Source organism: Bacteroidales bacterium, from assembly GCA_016707785.1.
In the GTDB taxonomy this organism is placed as follows: domain Bacteria; phylum Bacteroidota; class Bacteroidia; order Bacteroidales; family UBA4417; genus UBA4417.
In genome coordinates this window covers 69961-88046 of sequence record JADJGZ010000015.1, presented here as the reverse complement: position 1 = coordinate 88046, position 18086 = coordinate 69961, and the positions used below count along the sequence as shown (strand labels likewise).

15 protein-coding genes are annotated in these 18086 nt (G+C 40.5%); 11 read left to right on the top strand and 4 right to left on the bottom strand.

The annotated features are described in order from the left end of the window. Window positions 1–179 precede the first annotated feature (179 nt). The 3 genes from IPH84_10150 (at window position 180) to maf (ending at window position 2704) form a co-directional block, all read left to right on the top strand. Window positions 180–1088 (top strand): T9SS type A sorting domain-containing protein, encoded by a 909-nt coding sequence (locus IPH84_10150; GenBank protein ID MBK7173575.1) that lies wholly within the window; start codon window positions 180–182, stop codon window positions 1086–1088. A 62-nt stretch (window positions 1089–1150) separates the two neighbouring features. Continuing rightward, window positions 1151–2086: a geranylgeranylglycerol-phosphate geranylgeranyltransferase gene (locus IPH84_10145; protein ID MBK7173574.1), complete on the top strand. Its 936-nt coding sequence runs from the start codon at window positions 1151–1153 to the stop codon at window positions 2084–2086. A gap of 15 nt (window positions 2087–2101) precedes the next feature. Then, a complete protein-coding gene (maf, locus tag IPH84_10140) occupies window positions 2102–2704 on the top strand; it encodes a septum formation protein Maf (GenBank protein MBK7173573.1) in 603 nt (200 codons plus the stop codon). 4 nt (window positions 2705–2708) lie between these two features. On the opposite strand, the gene IPH84_10135 is transcribed toward maf, so the two are convergent. Further along, window positions 2709–3332: a hypothetical protein gene (locus IPH84_10135; protein ID MBK7173572.1), complete on the bottom strand. Its 624-nt coding sequence runs from the start codon at window positions 3330–3332 to the stop codon at window positions 2709–2711. Window positions 3333–3535: 203 nt separating this feature from the next. Between IPH84_10135 and IPH84_10130 the strand changes: the two genes are divergently transcribed. From IPH84_10130 to IPH84_10105, 6 genes are all read left to right on the top strand, one after another. Next, on the top strand, window positions 3536–4156 hold the full coding sequence (locus IPH84_10130) for a DUF502 domain-containing protein (protein ID MBK7173571.1): 621 nt from the start codon (window positions 3536–3538) through the stop codon (window positions 4154–4156). Between the two features lie 21 nt (window positions 4157–4177). Further along, the gene (gene surE / locus IPH84_10125) at window positions 4178–4957 is read left to right on the top strand and encodes a 5'/3'-nucleotidase SurE (GenBank protein ID MBK7173570.1); all 780 of its coding nucleotides are present in this window, start codon (window positions 4178–4180) and stop codon (window positions 4955–4957) included. A 340-nt stretch (window positions 4958–5297) separates the two neighbouring features. Continuing rightward, window positions 5298–6404 (top strand): lipid-A-disaccharide synthase, encoded by a 1107-nt coding sequence (gene lpxB / locus IPH84_10120; protein MBK7173569.1) that lies wholly within the window; start codon window positions 5298–5300, stop codon window positions 6402–6404. A 100-nt stretch (window positions 6405–6504) separates the two neighbouring features. Next, window positions 6505–7038 carry a hypothetical protein gene (locus IPH84_10115; GenBank protein MBK7173568.1) on the top strand — a complete coding sequence of 178 codons (534 nt, stop codon included), beginning with the start codon at window positions 6505–6507 and terminating at the stop codon, window positions 7036–7038. Next, window positions 6995–7555: a tetratricopeptide repeat protein gene (locus IPH84_10110; GenBank protein ID MBK7173567.1), complete on the top strand. Its 561-nt coding sequence runs from the start codon at window positions 6995–6997 to the stop codon at window positions 7553–7555. Before IPH84_10115 ends, IPH84_10110 begins: the two co-directional genes overlap by 44 nt. Window positions 7556–8018: 463 nt before the next feature. Further along, window positions 8019–9188: an adenylate kinase gene (locus IPH84_10105; protein MBK7173566.1), complete on the top strand. Its 1170-nt coding sequence runs from the start codon at window positions 8019–8021 to the stop codon at window positions 9186–9188. A 56-nt stretch (window positions 9189–9244) separates the two neighbouring features. On the opposite strand, the gene IPH84_10100 is transcribed toward IPH84_10105, so the two are convergent. After that, window positions 9245–11422, bottom strand: a complete 2178-nt coding sequence (locus IPH84_10100; protein MBK7173565.1) for a CehA/McbA family metallohydrolase — start codon at window positions 11420–11422, stop codon at window positions 9245–9247. A 211-nt stretch (window positions 11423–11633) separates the two neighbouring features. Between IPH84_10100 and IPH84_10095 the strand changes: the two genes are divergently transcribed. Together IPH84_10095 and IPH84_10090 are read left to right on the top strand one after the other, a co-directional pair. Further along, complete coding sequence (locus IPH84_10095) at window positions 11634–14063, top strand: hypothetical protein (protein ID MBK7173564.1); 2430 nt, start codon at window positions 11634–11636, stop codon at window positions 14061–14063. Between the two features lie 131 nt (window positions 14064–14194). After that, entirely contained in the window at window positions 14195–16297 is a 2103-nt protein-coding gene (locus tag IPH84_10090; protein MBK7173563.1) for a ComEC family competence protein, read from the top strand. Between the two features lie 50 nt (window positions 16298–16347). On the opposite strand, the gene IPH84_10085 is transcribed toward IPH84_10090, so the two are convergent. Together IPH84_10085 and IPH84_10080 are read right to left on the bottom strand one after the other, a co-directional pair. After that, on the bottom strand, window positions 16348–16887 hold the full coding sequence (locus IPH84_10085) for a DUF192 domain-containing protein (GenBank protein MBK7173562.1): 540 nt from the start codon (window positions 16885–16887) through the stop codon (window positions 16348–16350). A gap of 1 nt (window position 16888) precedes the next feature. Continuing rightward, window positions 16889–17986, bottom strand: a complete 1098-nt coding sequence (locus IPH84_10080; protein ID MBK7173561.1) for an endonuclease — start codon at window positions 17984–17986, stop codon at window positions 16889–16891. Between the last annotated feature and the right edge of the window lie 100 nt (window positions 17987–18086).

Here is an 18086-nt window from a genome sequence, read left to right as displayed (position 1 = left end):
AATTCGACAATTCGACAATTCGACAATTCGACAATTCGACAATTCGACAATTCGACAATTCGACAATTCGACAATTTCCCGAAGGGAAGCCTTCGGCTCGGCAATTTGAAAAAATAACACTGCAACCTTAATGCTCTTAAAATCCTATTTATATATACCCTATTTAGTAATTCAGGCTGATGAAAAAGTTACTCATTCTCTTTCTTTTGATAGGTTCTTTTAAGGCCATTTCCCAGACAAGCCTTTATCATCCTTTTCCAGATAGCAATGCCACCTGGAACTTTGATTACACCCAGGCACAATGCATGTTTGGTTTTGGCTTTGAAGAATACTCTATTACTCTTTCAGGAGATACTACTATCAATGGAACATCCTGCCAGAAACTGACAGTTCCATTTGTTGATTTTAGTTCATTAGGCTCATGCTCACCTTACAATACTCCCGGATATAAAGGTGCGATCAGGGAAGATGAACAACAGAGAAAAGTCTACTTTATAGCACCATCTGAAACAACAGAACAACTTCTTTATGATTTTAATCTTCTGTTAGGAGATACAATTCAGGGAGTACTTTCAACATTTACTTTTTCACCTGCCATTGTTGAATCCATTGATTCTGTAAAGATTGGAGAAACGTATCGCAAAAGTTGGAATATCAACAACTGGTATGGAATTTCGATCATTGAAGGTTTAGGTTCCTCATTTGGGTTGATACAACCTACTCCCGGATATATAACTGATGCTTCTACCTTTGTACTTAACTGTTTCCGTCAGGATGGTATCACACTATATCCCGACAATACAATTCCCTGCGGGTTAATAACATCAATACCCATATTTAACAATTGCGATGATCATTGCAAGGTTTTTCCAAATCCTTCTAAAGGCTCATTTACGATATGGCAGGAGTCCGGCGAGAGTCTGGAAAATGTGTTTATTGTTAACATGCCTGGCAACATCGTGTTTCAGCGTTCCGAAATTCAATCTCCGAATCTCACTATAAATGGGATAACACCAGGCATTTATCTGCTACAGGTTGTTAAAGACAAAAGATTACAATCAGTGCAGAAGATTATCATTTATCCCTAAATATTCAAATCTCAAATCCGATAAAATCTCAAACAGGCCTCTCATCTTTTAAATCCAAGTCCTTGAAGTCGCTTATCACACTCATCCGATTACCAAACCTGGTCATTATTGCATTGACAATGTATGCATTCAGGTATTTCGTTGTGAAGCCTTATTATTCGATGAGTGGCACTGATTTTCAGATGGGAACAACTGCTTTCGGGCTAATGGTGATGATTACCATGCTCATAGCAGTAACAGGCTATTTAATCAATGATTATCATGATATCGATATTGATCTTGTAAATCGCCCCGACAGACCTTCTGTTGATGGTAATTTCAATGCAGGTATTCTAAAGGGAAGTGCCCTTGCCTTGAGTTTACTGAGCCTGGCCGGAATGATGTTACTATCCTATATGATGGGTACCTCTACACCCTTGATTCCACTCATACTTGCTTTAATATCTGTCTGGTGGTATGCTATCCGGCTTAAAAAAAGCCTGGTTTGGGGAAATCTTGCTGTGTCGTTCATGTCATCGTTAACACTTGGAATGGCCTGGTTTTTTGAATGGATTTTGCTGAAACGTTCTGGCATCAATCTTTATGAAACAAAACCTATTTCAAAAATTGCTATTGGTATAGTAGTGTTTGCCTTCCTGCTCAGTTTCATCAGGGAAATTATCAAAGATGTGGAAGACATGGAAGGTGACTCCCGCCATGGCTGCCGGTCAGTTCCGATTGTACTCGGGGTAAAAAAAACACGATTTCTTTTGCTTGGATTGTGCATAGTGCTTCTCGCTCTGCTCATAATTGGACAGGTTTTTTTAAGTAAAATGGATTTCCCAATGGTTGTGGCCTGGTTGATATTTGCTGTGGAGTTACCGATGTTAGTGTTAATACTATTGCTCTTCCGGGCAAAATCAAAGGCATCATTCCACAGACTAAGTACTTTGGTAAAATGGATTATGGTTGGAGGTATTGCTTCAATGGCCTGGATCTGGATAAACTTTAAACTTTGAAATACATATTATTAAATGATACCACACAGCTTTCCTGAACACCGGTTTCTTCTCGGTTCAAAATCGCCCCGTCGGCAACATCTGCTTAAAGAACTAGGCTTACAATATGAATTAGTGGATATTGATGTGGAGGAAATCTATCCTGAAGAGCTTAAAGGTGTTGAAATTGCAAGGTATTTATGTGAACTTAAAGCCAATGCATTCAACATCTCAGCATATCCTGACAAGTCATTACTTATCACTGCAGACACCATTGTATGGCTGGATGGGATGTATATCGGAAAGCCTTCCGGGAAAAAGGAGGCCATCGAAATGCTGAAAATGTTATCAGGTAAAACACACCAGGTATTTACAGGAGTTTGTCTGAAATCGAATCATTCATTACATGTTTTCCATGCTGAAACATCAGTCAGTTTCAAAATCCTTTCTGATGCTGAGATACATTTTTACATCGACCACCATCGTCCTTATGATAAGGCGGGTTCTTATGGGATACAAGACTGGATAGGGTATACCGGGGTAACCGGCATTCAAGGGTGTTATTACAATGTAATGGGATTTCCGGTGCAATTGTTTTGGGAGGAATTAAAAAAATTCCTTAAAGATGATACGCACTAGTATTTTAATAAGGCACTACCTGGCAACCTGTCCAATGGCTCCCAAGCACTGACCTTTGCAGGATAATATACCCTATAAACCGCATTTGAATAAATCCATATGCATATTTGTGATATCCATTCTCCTTGCGGATACCAATAAAAATCTCCCCTGCATTGTGTATCACATTTTCAACAGAGTTCACATCGTTAAAGTCACGGTAGATAAATCCCTTCTCGGAATAAAGGAAGCTTTTGTTCACCCTGTCACCCATTGTAAAATTATTTATCCCTTCCGGGATTGAAGGACTTAAAGCAATTGTATAATCCGGGTTAATAGAACGGATAAATGCGAGACGGTCAATATACCAGGCATGAGGGGATTGACCTGTGCGCTGTTCATGACTTGAATAGAGCAGAAAATCCAATACACCATCATTATCATAGTCAATTGAGTCGCAGGCTTCGTCTTTCCTCGGATAATAGCTGCCTCCATCGTCGCTATATGGAATCACTATTATTGTATCATAGGATTTGATGATTTGGTCATGATAATTCATTACTTCCACCGAAGCATCAGAATCATCAGTCAATTTCCCACAACCAGCGATTAAAATGCTGACACTTAAAACTATAAATATTGCTTTCATTATAAAATGATTTAATATTAAAACAAGTACAAAGGGGGAATTTCTGAAGAAAAGGTTGTATTTCCATTTTATTCTGCTGGATTTACATTTCGTGTAACAGTATGGGGTAAGTAATAAAAGGAAGATTGTTAATTGCTGTTAAATCAGTAAGTGATAGAAGAGCTGGCAATTAAATCCGTAATTTTGCAGATTATTCAATAAAAATGGCAAAGATTGTTCGGTTTTTCCTGCAGGGACTTATACTTATTGCTCCATTAGCAATTACAATCTATGCATTGGTGATGCTTTTTGAGTTTGTGGATGGATTGTTGATTGTGGCACTCACAAACCTCACAGGAATAAAGATCCCCGGACTAGGATTGGTAATAATCCTTGTAACCATTACATTTATTGGTTATCTTGGAGGAACCATCCTCTTTAAACCAATTCTGAATTCACTGGACAAAATCATCAGCCAGGCTCCATTGGTAAAAATCATCTATACTTCTATAAAAGATTTCATGTCAGCCTTTGTAGGGAAGGATAAGAAATTTACCGAGCCTGTGCTTGTTAGGGTTAATAAAGATGCTGAACTCTATAAACTGGGGTTCATCACACAGCATGACCTCACTAAACTAGGCATTGAAAAAGGAATGGTTGCTGTTTATCTGCCTCATTCCTATAACTTTTCAGGCAATCTGTTCATTATTGCTGCTGAAAATGTTACTGCTATTGACGCATCACCCACAGAGGTGATGAAGTTTATTGTTACAGCCGGTGTAACCAGTATACCGGAAAGTCACCACCACGAAGCATCCTTAACCGAGGATAAGGCCAATAATTAAGATTTTTATTGCATTTTAAAGATGATAAAACCTAAGATACTGATTACAAACGATGATGGCATTTCTGCACCTGGTTTAAGATACCTGATTGGTATTATGCGAAACCTGGGAGATGTAACAGTTATTGCTCCTGATAAGCCTCAGTCCGGGATGGCACATGCTGTTACCATCCAGACTCCACTCAGGATTCATGAAATTGCAAAAGAAGAAGGATACGAAGAATATAGCTGCAACGGAACGCCTGTCGATTGTGTTAAACTTGGTCAGAAAGTGATCATGAGGCAAAATCCGGATCTTATTGTTTCCGGAATCAATCATGGGTCTAACTCTTCTATCAATATTTTGTATTCAGGAACTATGGCTGCTGTATTGGAAGGAGCCATGGAGGATATTCCATCGATTGGGTTTTCGTTGAATGACTATTCTTATTATGCTGATTTCAGCCATTGTGGGGATTATATTACCACTATATGCAATAATGTCCTTGAGAAAGGGCTGCATACCGGAGTATGCCTGAATGTGAACTTCCCGGCAAAGAACGATGAAGTGCTCCAAGGGGTGAAGGTTGCCAGGCAGGGAAGAGCAATCTGGGATGAATCCTTCGATGAACGTAAAGACCCTCATAAACGCAATTATTACTGGCTTCAGGGCCGCTTCGTAGACCTGGATGAAGGCACAGATACTGATCAATGGGCAATCAGGAATAATTATGTCAGTGTTGTCCCTGTTCATATCGACCTGACTTCTTACCTGTCCATTAAACAGTTGAATGACTGGGATTTTTCAATAGAAAATAAATAGTCGAGGTTCATGAGTATAAAATCCTTTCTAAAATCTGACGGGTATTTAAATGGTATAATTATTGCCTTGATCATCCCTTGTGTATCGGTATTGGTTTTTATTCCTATCGGTAGACTCATAATGTCTTCTTTCAGGATGACAAACCTTTTTGACTCCAATTTATTATTGCTATGTCTCATCCCCAACTTATTGATCATGAGATACTTTATGGTGAAGGCAAAGCTAGAGAAATCCGGACGTGCCATCCTTGGGATCACCGTAATTATGATGGCATGTTTCTTTATATTCATCCATGGGAAACCTTTCAACCTGCCTTTCTGATCATTTCAAGTATTAGCTTATGAAATACTACGTAATAGCAGGAGAAGCATCCGGGGACCTGCATGGTTCACGCTTAATCAGGGAAATCAAATTACTTGATCCTTCCGCTGAGTTCAGGTGTTGGGGAGGTGATCGCATGCAACAAGCCGGAGGCACAATTGTAAAGCATTACAAGGACCTGGCTTTTATGGGATTCCTGGAAGTTTTGCTTAATCTTAGGACTATCCTAAAGAATATTAAGTTCTGTAAATCTGATATTGATACCTGGAAACCAGATACCGTGCTATTGGTCGACTATCCCGGATTTAATATGAGAATTGCAAAATATGCCCATGATAAAGGAATCAGGATAGTGTATTATATTTCCCCGCAAGTTTGGGCCTGGCGTCAAAGTCGCATACATAATATCCATAAAAGAACGGACCTGGCTTTTGTAGTCCTTCCATTTGAAAAAGACTTCCATGCTAAATTCGGATATCATGTAGAATTTGTTGGTCACCCTTTATTAGATACGATCAATGAGTTTATTCCAGACCCATCATTTATTAAGGAATATGGTTTGGAAGGCAAACCAGTTATTGCAGTTGTACCGGGCAGCAGGAAACAGGAGATTTCACGAATTCTCCCCATTATGCTTAGTATCATCCCTGAATTCAAAGAATACCAGTTTGTGATTGCAGGAGTAAATTCCCTGGGAGAAGGTTTTTATAAGAAATTTACCAGGGATTTACCGATAAAAGTAATTACCGGGAAAACCTATGACCTTCTACATTTTTCTAAAGCGGCAATAGTTACCTCAGGCACAGCCACTCTTGAAACCGGACTCATCGGAACACCCCAGGTGGTTTGCTATAGGATGAGTTTTATTACAGCCTTGCTGGCATGGATGCTGGTTAAAGTTGAATTTATTTCACTCGTTAACCTGGTACTTGGGAAACAAGCAGTAAAAGAACTGATTCAATATCGATTTACAAAGAGTGCCCTTTCAAAGGAACTTCACTCGATATTGCAAGATGAGAATAAGTATTCTCAAATGAAATCTGATTATAAAGAGATGAAAACCAAATTAGGAGAGAACGGAGCTTCAGCAAAAGCAGCGAAACTAATTGTTGAAAATCATCAGTAAGGAATCCTGGTACATTTGACTGATGATCAAAAAAGATTGAATTTAAACCAAGTCAAATTAAAAAATGCACTTAACTATATAACAAATACAGACAAAAAATATGACCAAATTAAATAACGGATTTTCAATCCTCCTCCTGGTGCTGTTGATAAGTTTCAATCAGAACCTATTTGGGAACAAATCCATTTCTTTCACTGAATCATTCCCTCTTTTCAACTGGGAGCAAAACCTTCCGGATTCAACGAAGGTGAAAAAAGAGCCTGGATTCCAATCATCAGCATTGACGGATACTTCATGGAGCCAGGCAAGTGAAAGGATGAATGCTGAAAGCGGTGACACACTTTCAAAAACCGGGAAAAAGCCAGCTCCCCCAAAATTTATTGACCCCTATCGCCCACCGGTTTTACTTGAAGGATTACAAAAAGCCCAGAAGGGTGATTTAGAGGGAGCAATCGTTGATTTCACTGCTGCACTTAAAAAATTTCCAAAAAATTTCAATGCCTATTTCTATCGGGCAAAAGCGCGTATCGAATCCGGTGATAAAGAAGGAGCCATGGAAGATATTAATATGGCGATTCAATACAAACCAGATGAAGCAATTTACTATTATTACAGAGGGAAAAATGTACAGTGATGCTTTCCAGAGTGGTAAGGCACTGATAGATTTCGAAAAAGCCATACGATTAAAAAAGAACTTTGCAGATGCTTATAATTACCGTGGGGTAGAACGAGCTAAAATGGGTTTACATAAAGAAGCATTGTCAGATTACGACTCTGCCATTATCAGTAATCCAAATTACCAGCTAAGTTATTACAACAAAGGTACATCCCAGGCCTCAACAGGAGATTACGAGGGAGCAATCGTTAGCTTTAGTAAAGCTATTGAACTCGATTCAAAACATGTCCTGAGCTATCTCAACAGGGGAAACTGCTACGTTCAGTTACAGGATTACAAATCGGGTATAGCTGATTTCAGTTCTGCTATCTCTCATGAGCCAAAAAATAAGGACGCCTATTTCAACAGGGGGCTGCACATTATTTGTCGGGCGACGGACTCATGTGCCCCGACTGGAGAATTTCTGCAGCAATGGGCAATGACAAGGCTAAGGGCTACCTTGAAAAATACTGCAAGTAAGATTATAAAATCTTAAGACCGGAATAACTCCCTGTGGAGATTCATGCCTCTGGTAATGAATCGCACAGGGAGTTATTTCAATGTAGCATCTCCCAGGTAGGAACACTCACTCTATTTGACGCTTTGGTAATCAGTGATACAAGACACTTCTTTTCAGATATCTTGCAGTTGAAAACGAAGAATGCTATATATTGAATCCATATTCATGAATCATAAGAACTCAATCACTTAGTCTACATCTCTGCCTGATGCGGATTCACTGACTTTTGAAGAATGTAGCCGACGAGCAGAATTGCAAGGTATCCATAATATACTGCCTCTACCCTCCAGGATTCAAAGTGAAAAACAGGCATCGATTATTTCAGATTCAGCGCAACACCAAACATTCCTCCATTTGAGACGTACGAAAGTTTACAGATTACTCTTTAAAATGAGAGCTAATCAGGTTACCTTTGAATAGTAAACTTTTAATCATTGTTATGCTCAATATCGCATTATTTGGCCCTCCGGGAGCAGGAAAAGGAACCCAATCAGAATTCCTTGTAAAGAAATATAACCTGTTCTATATTTCAACAGGTGTTTTACTTCGTAAGGAAATGGCTGAAAAAACCAAATTAGGCATTGAAGCCCAGCATATCATTGCCTCTGGTGGACTGGTTCCTGACGAAATCATCGTTCAGATCATTGAAAAAACCATTACTGAGAATACCGGTTCAAATGGCTTCCTGTTCGATGGATTCCCCAGGACCTATATTCAGGCATATATTCTGGAAGGACTCATGATCAAACTGAATACTTCTCTGAATTGCCTGATCAGCCTTAGCGTGCCGGAAGAGGAATCGGTGAGCAGGCTGATGAACAGGGGAAAGACTTCCGGACGTTCTGATGACAATGAAGAGGTAATCAGGAACCGTTTGCGTGAATACAATGAAAAAACGCTGCCAGTGCTTCAGTTTTATCGCGACAGAGGTATCTATTTTGAAGTTGATGGAACGCTCAGTATCGAAAAGGTTCATGAAAAAATAAAGTCAATTGTTGCCCTTGAATTAAGCAAGAGCCTTTTCAATATTGTTTTATTCGGTTATCCTGGATCCGGCAGGGGGTCGCAGGGAATAGCACTGGCAAAGCATTTCGGCCTCGAATATGTAGCTACTGGCCCGATGCTCGATCATGAGATCAGAAAAAAAACAGAAACAGGGAAAAGAATAACTGAACTCTATGAAAACGGACAACTTGTTCCTGATGAGATAGTTGTTCAACTCATTGAAAAGAAACTGGAAGAAAGTAAGGGGATAAAAGGATTCATCTTTAAAGGATATCCCCGAACACTGGTGCAATCCTATATTCTCGATGGACTGCTGAAGAAGCATAATTCTTCCATTTCAATGGTGATTGAGATAGAAGTTCCTACCCTTGAACTGATCAGCAGGCTGGATACCAGGAGCAAAACCGAACGATGTATGCCTTACGACAACAGTACGGCAAAAATTGTTAAGCGATTGCAGGAGCATGAATTAAAAACCATGCCAGTTATTCAGAAATACAACCAGCTTCATGGGGTGAGCAAGGTGGATGGACTGGGTTCCTTTGAGGAGGTTTTTGGAAGAATTTCCTCTGAAATTGAAGGAAAGTTCCGGAGCATCAGGTAAGCAAATCGACACAAAAGATCTTTCTTAAAAAGGATGCTTTCCTTTGCAGAGGCATCTTAAGGAAAGACAGCACTCACATTCGAACGGGCATTATTATCCACCCGGATCAGATCTGAACTATCGATGCATCCATCGCCGTTAATATCAGTGGGTCTGTACCCCGACAAGAAAATACCTGCTTCATATTCTATCAGGTTTACATCGTTCATATCCACAACTCCATCCTGGTTAATATCACCTGCAAACATCAGCCTTTCTCCCTCGGGCAAAACCTGCATATTATCCATAAAAGCCGTTCCTTCCAACCTGAAATCCAACTCTACTGCAGATACCGCGAATGATAAGGGCTGGGCACTTACAACAGTTATGCTATTCCGGTGTTTAACAGTCACAAAATAATTACCCCCATAAATCTCCGGAATCAATACTACCGCAGAACCATCAATAAGCAGGTTTGAAGGTTCGGAGGAATACACAATACTGGAATAATCGCCGGTTTCATGAAGTTCAACTATAATCTTGTCAGCAATTCCTTGTCCAAAAAAAGGATTTCCTGACGCATCCGATGCCGGCCGCATCTGTCCTGCTTCGAGGTATAATCCTTGCAAAAGTAAACCAAGGTTAAGCATCCGGGAAGGGACTCCATCCTGGTTAACTGTAACATTTACAGGAGGCAAGCCCGGGCCGTCAATAGTAATGATAGCCGTCCTCGGCGATGGAGAAAGATTTTCACTATACGATACTTCTATCAATGCATTTCCTGATCCGGCAGGAGTTACAGAACACCACGTCTGATCAGAACTTACCACCCACCCTATGTTAGAACTAACTTCATAGGTCGTGGTTCCAGGTTCATAGCTAACTTGCCTGGATTCAGGTGTAACCGAAAGCGTCGGGGGAGGGTCGATCGTAACGACAATAGTATCCGAACCAGTAACTAAGCCTGTGAAATCAAAAGCCCTGGCATAAATACTGTAAGTTCCGGTGCTGGCATTGTTCCACGAGTAAGTATAAGGAGCCAGACTATCCTGGCCAATTAATACATCATCCAGGTAGAATTTGACCCAGGTGATTGAACCATCGCTGTCGGATGCCGTTGCGGCCATAGAGATATTGGAACCGGAAGGAAAAATGGCTCCATTGGTTGGGGCCGTAAGTGTAATTAAGGGCGGTTGTGCAATGCCTGAAATGAATACCGGGGAAGAAATGGCTTCATTCCCATCCGCTTCATGCACTATCGCATAGAAGTAGTCACCATCGGCACAAGCAACGGGAAATGAAGCTATTGGATGCGTATCATCCTGATCCCATGTTAGTAAAAGGGATCCATTCTTCATCAGTTTAATATCTGTAATCAGTTCATTATCGCCATCAAATGCTTCAACCACTGCATTCCAATTACCCCCCTGAATAGTTGAGCCCATATCGAACCCGTTAATATTGATCGAAACAACCAGGTTCTTGTCCATAGTGGAAAAGAATCGCCTGGCTTGAAAAGCACTGAAGATATCTGTCCTTGTTAAAGCAGTAGCCAAGACCCCTACCCTCCAGGGTGTTTTATTTCCCCAGTTGGCCGTATGGTTATCGTCACCACCTGCAGCCCCAATCTTCCAGTCGCGGATTAAGGCTTCATCATAATACCCTTTGTTACCATCATTATTATAATATCCATTATTGTAATAATACTTGCTGAATCCATCCTGATCATTAAAAAGTTCAATACCCACAAATTTATCGGATGGAGGATCGGCAAAATGATCAAATTCATTAAAAGCTAAAGCATCCCAGCCCGGGTGGTTAAAAAAGGCAATCCCATTCCGGGTTCCCAGCCAATTCATTAACCCCACAAAGGTATTGGTAGGAGAGCCACTCGAGCAGAAATCATCGGTGTTTACCACTGTGACATGCCCATAACTGAAGTAGGTTGTCCATTCAAAACCATAGAATGCTGCAAACACCGAATCCTCGTTATAGGCATTGGCAGTATTCTTAATTAATGTCCATTCGCTTTGGCTCATCAGGTTTGCATGATCGGAGAGTCCAAAGAAATCGAGTTGTGATGTATTTTTAGCATAGTTATAAGCTGCATCAACTGTGCCTTGTCCATCAGAAACATTACAATGATTATGCAGATCACCATAATATACTTTATAACCGTCTAATACGGGTTGGGCTTCAATTCTGCATGCCAATAATAATAGCACGAAAGCCAGGGACACTGATACTCGGTTCATTCTGAAAAACATAGAAGGGTTTGGTAAGTTTAAAGATACCATAATATCTCACTCATTACAAGCCTCCGGCAAATTTTTTTTGATTGAAATGAAATACATTTAACATCAGTTTTCTCTATCGCCACATACAAATCAGTAAATCTTCTGCTTTAAGAATATCATTACAAAGAATTAATCCCTTAGTTTTGAGTTCAAATCACAATTGATAAAGATGCTATTCAATTTACTTTCCCGGAAGAAAGCGCTACTTGCTTTCATGATTATTGTTCAAATCAGTGCTTTGATTTCTCCTACTTCAGGACAGGAAAAGGTTATTTTTTATCCTTATGACGCTTCCCATGAAATACAAGATAAAAATATCCGGCTGAATCACCTGGACGCACATCTATACATAAAGCCTTATGATACACTGGTTGAGGGATCAGCCACCTTTACCTTCAGCAGTCTCGAAGAAACAATTGATTCTTTGGTTTTCTCAGTTCCAGAAATCAATATCGACAGTGTAAGGGTCAATGGTGTGGATGTCCCCTTTTCCATGAAAGGAAGTGATGTTTTGATTTTTCCAGGAAACATTCCCAAATGGTCATCCGGAAATACGGTCTATTTCAGGTATTCAGCCAAACCAACAGATGGATTGTATTTTGTAGGATGGAATGATCCAAAAAAGACAAAAAGAAAGCAGATATGGGCACATCGCCCGAATCACTGGATTCCTTACCAGGATGGGATTATAACAGTTAATATGGCCATTAAGGTGGATGAAAGGTACAAGGTTTTTAACAATGGTGTAAGGCAGAAAGTGATTAAAAACGATGATCACACCCAAACCTGGGTTTATGCTATGAACCACCCACACCCCTTCTTTTCTACAAGCCTGGTAATTGGTGAATATGAGTTTGAAGGTCGTAAAACAAATAAAGGCTTACCGCTGGAACTCTGGTATTACCCCGACTGGAAAGATCATGTTGAACCAGCCTACAGGTATATGCCTGAGATGTTTGATTTTTTTGAAGAGGAGTTTGGATTGGCCTACCCCTGGGAACTCTATCGGGAGGCTCCGGTAATTGATTATATGTATGGAGCCATGGAAACCACCACTGCCACCATTTTCGGCGACTATCTCATGGTGGATGAAAGAGGCTTTTTAGGAAGGAATTATGTGAATGTAAACGCACATGAACTGGCGCACCAGTGGTTTGGGAATTATGTTTCCCATCTTAAAGGAAAGGATGTCTGGCTTACAGAGAGTTTTGCCACTTATTATGCCAAGAAATTTGAGCAACATATATTCGGAGAGGATTATTACCAGGAAGTAAGGAATAAGGAACTTCAGGAAACGCTTGATGCAGGTATGAAGGATGCTTATCCGGTAGGCCATTCGATGGGTGGCCGTGACCGCTGGTACCCTAAGGGTTCGCTGGTACTTGATATGCTTCGGGATGTTTTGGGAGATGAGGAATTCAAAGCTTCAATCAAGCTGTACCTTGAAACATTCCCCTATCAAACCGCCGAAACTTCTGACCTTCTTCAGTGTATCAGGAAAGCCACCGGGCAATCCCTGGAATGGTTCTTCGAGGAATGGATCCTTCACGGAGGTGAACCCAGCTACCAGGTTTCTTATGAAGAGATTAAAAATAAAACCGGTCAGGATGAAACACGAATCATGGTGGAACAGAGGCATGAGACAGGAAAGCTTATCGGCCTTTTCAAAATGCCCATTGGTTTTGAAGTTCATTATGCTGACGGGAGTATTAGTTCCAAAGAGCAATGGATAAGTGAGAAACGCGAATGGGTTAGCATTCCAAATCCAGAAGGAAAGAAAATTGCTTTTGTAATTTTTGACCCCGGAAGGAAAATCATTAAACATGTGACATTCAACAGGACTTATTCTGAACTGATTGCACAACTTTCCTCAGCAGAAAACATGATCGACAGGTATGATGCTTTGCTCGCAATGAAGGAAATTAAGCTCGAAACAAAAAGAGAAGATCTTTATGTACGCTTTTACAAGGAAACTTCAGTGCTGATCAGGTCAGAAATAGTGGCCCAGTTAGCAAGCGACACTCATCCTTTATCCATTGAAATATTACAAAAAGCGATAGCGGATCAAAATGACAAGGTGCGACTGGCAGTGCTTAAAAACCTCAAAAGTGTACCTGCAGAACTGAAAGCCGGACTGGAAAAATGCCTTACCGACCCCTCCTACCTGAATGTGGAACTTGCACTGGAACTTCTGTGCCGGTCATTTCCTTCTGAACAATCCCGATACCTTTCCTTAACAAAAAATGAAGAAGGCTGGAGAGGGAAGAATATCCGGATGAAATGGCTTGAAATTTCATCAGAACGATCGAAAAAGCATCTGAATGAATTAGTCGGTTACAGCAGTGAAAGCTATGAATTTGAGACCAGGATTAACGCCATGAATGTCCTGAAAAAGCTGAATTACTGCAATGATGAAGTAATCCTGAATCTTGGCAGCGGGCTTATTCACTGGAACTACAAAATAAGGAATGCCAGTCTTGATTGCCTGAAGTATTTTAATGCGCAATCAGCTTATCATTCCCGCATCGATCAGCTTCTAAGTAATCACACAAATCCTGACATACAAGTTGCATATAAAGAACTTGTAACTCAGAAATAAGTTTATAACACCGGGAACAAACCAGACAGAGCTATTGTATCTTTGCCAAGGCTTTGACATATCATTACATAGCTTACAATTATTTTCTATTATACTTATTATCAATTTTTTATAAAGTTTAAATATTAGTTATGCAATACCGTCATCAATTCCCGATGATAAGGCTTCTTGCTCCTTACATGCTTGGAATCATATTGGCAATCTGGCTTCAATACATTAGTTTGTGGATAGGCCCGATTATCCTGGCATTTTTTTTTGCACTTGTAGCCTGGAACAGCCGGAATAAAAGAAAAGGCAAATATGAAAGCCGATGGATTTTCGGATTTCTGTTGAGTTTATGCCTCATCCTTTTGGGATATCAGTCGTTGATTAATCATATTTACAAAGACCGCCCGGGCCATCTTTCCATAGAAACCGGAACTTCTTGTATGGTCAGGATTTCAGAACCTGCAACTGAAAAGGAAAGATCCTGGAAGCTGATTGCAGAAGTTATTGCCATTAGGGATCAAGGCATTTACAAAGCTTGTTCAGGGAACGTTTTAATTTACTTATCTAAAGATAGTGCCATTCAGTTGCCATCCTATGGTGATATCCTTTTCATTGGTAAACGTCCCGTTGAGGTGGCTCCTCCTTCTAATCCGGGTTCTTTCAATTACCGAAAATACCTTGAAAGCAAAGGCATTTATCACCAGGTTTACCTTACAGGAAAGGAATGGATAATAGTACAAAAAAACTCATCCTTATCCTTAAAATCAGCAGCTGTCAGCATTCGCGACTATTTATTGAATATCCTGAAGAACACTGATTTAAAGGGCGAGGAATTTGGAGTGGCTGCTACCCTGATCCTTGGATATGATGATGAGCTGGATTATTCAACCCGCAAGGAATACAGCAGTGCAGGAGTGGTTCATATACTCGGGATATCGGGATTACATGTGGGTATTATTTACCTTGTCCTGAATATGATGCTGGGCTTTCTGGATCGGATCAGGCATGGGAAATATATCAAGCTGGTACTGATCCTGGTTCTGATCTGGTTTTATGCCTTTATCACCGGACTTTCCCCGGCAGCTCAGCGGGCTGCAGCCATGTTCACCTTTGTGGTGCTTGGCAATACCGGTAAAAGGAATGTGCATATCATCAATTCACTGGCTACTTCCGCTTTTTTCCTGTTGTTGATGGATCCATACCTGATAACCAATATTGGCTTTCAATTCAGTTATCTGTCAGTCTGCGGAATTGTACTCATCTATGAATACGTTTACCGGATATGGCAACCCAAATCTTGGTGGATCGATAAAATCTGGAGCCTGACAGCCATGTCGCTGGTTGCACAATGGGTTACCTTCCCTTTGTCGCTATACTATTTCCATCAATTCCCGGTGTATTTCCTTCCGGCCAACCTGCTGGTAATACCTCTTTCAAACCTGGTCATTTATTCAGGAATGGGTGTATTGGCTACCTCCTTCATTCCATGGCTATGTAATATTATTGCACTCATAACTTCCTATATGGTAACTGCCCTTAATGGGATTGCACATTTTATCGATTCCCTGCCCTACTCCCTGGTTCCCAACTTGTACCTGACTATGCCCCGCATGCTGCTGATTTATGGATGCATTATTGCCATCAGTTCTTCTCTCATCCTGAAGAGGAAAACTTACTTTAAAATCGCTTTCTGCTTATGGACAGCCTTTTGTCTGCTCAGCACTTTTGACAACTTGAAATTCATGCACCAAAACAAGATTGTAGTTTATCATATTAACAAGCATACAGCCATTGGTTTTATTAATGGCAGAAGTAGCCTATTACACATGGATTCTTTATTAAGCGGGGATATTAAATCCATTGATTTTAACCTGGGTGGAAGCCGTACATTTTTCGGCTTAAAGGACATTACATATCACCAGCTAACCTTTTTATATGAACAAATTCCAAAAAGTCTAATAAACGGGCAAATACTGCAATACCAAAATAAAAAGATTGGCCTGATAAAAGGGTTACCACTTGCACGCAAATGCGCTTCAAAACTTACGCTTGATTACCTGGTGATTACCGGAAATCAATGGCTAACACTGGATCAGTTACTTAAATACTATTCCCCTGAAATGATTATTCTTGATGGATCAGTAGCAACATCCAGATGTAATAAGTATATAGAATCCTGCAAAAAGAAGGGCATACCATACTGGAGCACAAGAGAAAAGGGTGCGTTTATAGCAGATTTGAGATAACTGAATAAAACAGATGTACTTCAAAAGTAAAATTGGCTTTTTTCAGGGCCTTAGAACTTCAGGAAATCTCCTTCATTAATTCCATATCTGTCAGTAAATCCTGCTGGAACTTCCACTACATACTGGGCTGGTAATTTTGATGGAACTTGTTCGACGGAATAAGGAGTTGTGCCTTTCGCAATATCCACAATCTCCTTATTTTCATTGATATAAATAATATCCAGTGAAAATCGGGTATTCTTCATCCAGAAAGCCATTGGGGCTTCCATCGGGAAAAGAAACAGCATCCCCGATTGTTGCGGCAATGAATCGCGATACATCAGGCCCAAAGCCCTTTCAGCCTCATCATCCATAATTTCCACATCAATACGGACAATTTCCTTATTGCTTTCCTTTTTCCAGAAAACAACTTCGCCATCCTTCCTGAAAACCGGCTTTGGCTCTTCTGCAATAGTATCATTGGAAGCAACATTCCTGTTTAAAGGCTTCTTAGCAGGTTTCATAAATACCAGGAGTCCGGCAAGTGTGAGCACTGCAATTAGCATAAATGCCAATGCTATATGAAAGAGTGAGATTTTTCTTTTTTTCATTTCAGTCTTTAATTTTCAAATCCATGTAAATGGGCAAATGATCGCTGAACCCTCCGGTATATTTAGCACCGAAATAAGTTCTGAAGGGCTTCTGGCCAAACCAGGACTCATCCTTCTGTAATAAGAATGGTGCATCCATGATATGAACCCAATGAGGAGTTGTGTGAAATCCTGTTGACTCAAGCATCGAAGCCGAAACAATAAACTGGTCGATAATGATCCAAACCTCTTTGTCCTTTATGGTGCCACGATTCCAATTGCCTCCGGCCCCGGACATCATATTATATAGATCCATTTGTTTCAGGTTGACAGAATCCCGTTTAGCACCAAGCACCTCTGCCACGCTTTCATCTGTTGCCTCATCATTCAGATCTCCCATGATAACCACCTTCGCAGCTGGATTTATTGAATGAATGGAATCGACCCTGGTCCGGAGCAACTGCGCTACGTAATTCCTTTTCGGAATAGTAGCCATTTGTCCGCCAAACCTCGAAGGCCAGTGATTTACAAATATATGAACAGTGTCCTTTCCCAATACCAGGCCTTTCACATAAAGGATATCCCGTGTGCGGGAAGAGGGTTCAAAAGGATATTTCACAGTGATGAACTCTGAATAGACTGGTTTGAACTTCAGTGGACGATAAAGCAAGGCAACATCTATGCCCCTGGGATCAGGTGAATCCTTATGAATGATTTTGTAGCCAATGTTTTTCAAAGGCGAATCATTCACTAACTGTGAAAGAACATAACGATTTTCAACCTCGCAAAGTCCCACCACTTCAGGGGGTTCCCAGCCTCCTACCCTGATGATGACCTTTGATATATTATTTATCTTGCGCTGCAACCTGGCATAAGTCCATCTGCGCATTCCTTCCGGAGTATATTCATCATCTGCAGTCAGGCTGTCGTTCACCACATCAAACAGATTCTCCACATTATAAAACATTAGCCTGATACCTGTTTCTCCTCTTCTGGAATCGGCTGATTTGGTGGCATTTAATGCTTCACCAGCCCCTTTCCCAGCTTCCTGAGAAAATGAGGAGGTCAGCATTACAAAAGATAAGGTGCAAATGGCTAATGAAAATTTCAACAAGGTCATAATGAAAATATTGACGGTTCAAAGATACAGAATAGTAAGGTTTCGTAAAGTTTCAATAATCAGGCCATGCTTCGCTGGAATAATTCTAAATTGACTCCTA

Coding starts and splice junctions, on each gene's coding strand:
- IPH84_10150 (MBK7173575.1), top strand. CDS start 180: ATGAAAAAGTTACTCATTCTCTTTCTTTTGATAGGTTCTTTTAAGGCC.
- maf (MBK7173573.1), top strand. CDS start 2,102: ATGATACCACACAGCTTTCCTGAACACCGGTTTCTTCTCGGTTCAAAA.
- IPH84_10135 (MBK7173572.1), bottom strand. CDS start 3,332: ATGAAAGCAATATTTATAGTTTTAAGTGTCAGCATTTTAATCGCTGGT.
- IPH84_10130 (MBK7173571.1), top strand. CDS start 3,536: ATGGCAAAGATTGTTCGGTTTTTCCTGCAGGGACTTATACTTATTGCT.
- surE (MBK7173570.1), top strand. CDS start 4,178: ATGATAAAACCTAAGATACTGATTACAAACGATGATGGCATTTCTGCA.
- lpxB (MBK7173569.1), top strand. CDS start 5,298: ATGAAATACTACGTAATAGCAGGAGAAGCATCCGGGGACCTGCATGGT.
- IPH84_10115 (MBK7173568.1), top strand. CDS start 6,505: ATGACCAAATTAAATAACGGATTTTCAATCCTCCTCCTGGTGCTGTTG.
- IPH84_10110 (MBK7173567.1), top strand. CDS start 6,995: ATGAAGCAATTTACTATTATTACAGAGGGAAAAATGTACAGTGATGCT.
- IPH84_10105 (MBK7173566.1), top strand. CDS start 8,019: ATGCTCAATATCGCATTATTTGGCCCTCCGGGAGCAGGAAAAGGAACC.
- IPH84_10100 (MBK7173565.1), bottom strand. CDS start 11,422: ATGAACCGAGTATCAGTGTCCCTGGCTTTCGTGCTATTATTATTGGCA.
- IPH84_10095 (MBK7173564.1), top strand. CDS start 11,634: ATGCTATTCAATTTACTTTCCCGGAAGAAAGCGCTACTTGCTTTCATG.
- IPH84_10090 (MBK7173563.1), top strand. CDS start 14,195: ATGCAATACCGTCATCAATTCCCGATGATAAGGCTTCTTGCTCCTTAC.
- IPH84_10085 (MBK7173562.1), bottom strand. CDS start 16,887: ATGAAAAAAAGAAAAATCTCACTCTTTCATATAGCATTGGCATTTATG.
- IPH84_10080 (MBK7173561.1), bottom strand. CDS start 17,986: ATGACCTTGTTGAAATTTTCATTAGCCATTTGCACCTTATCTTTTGTA.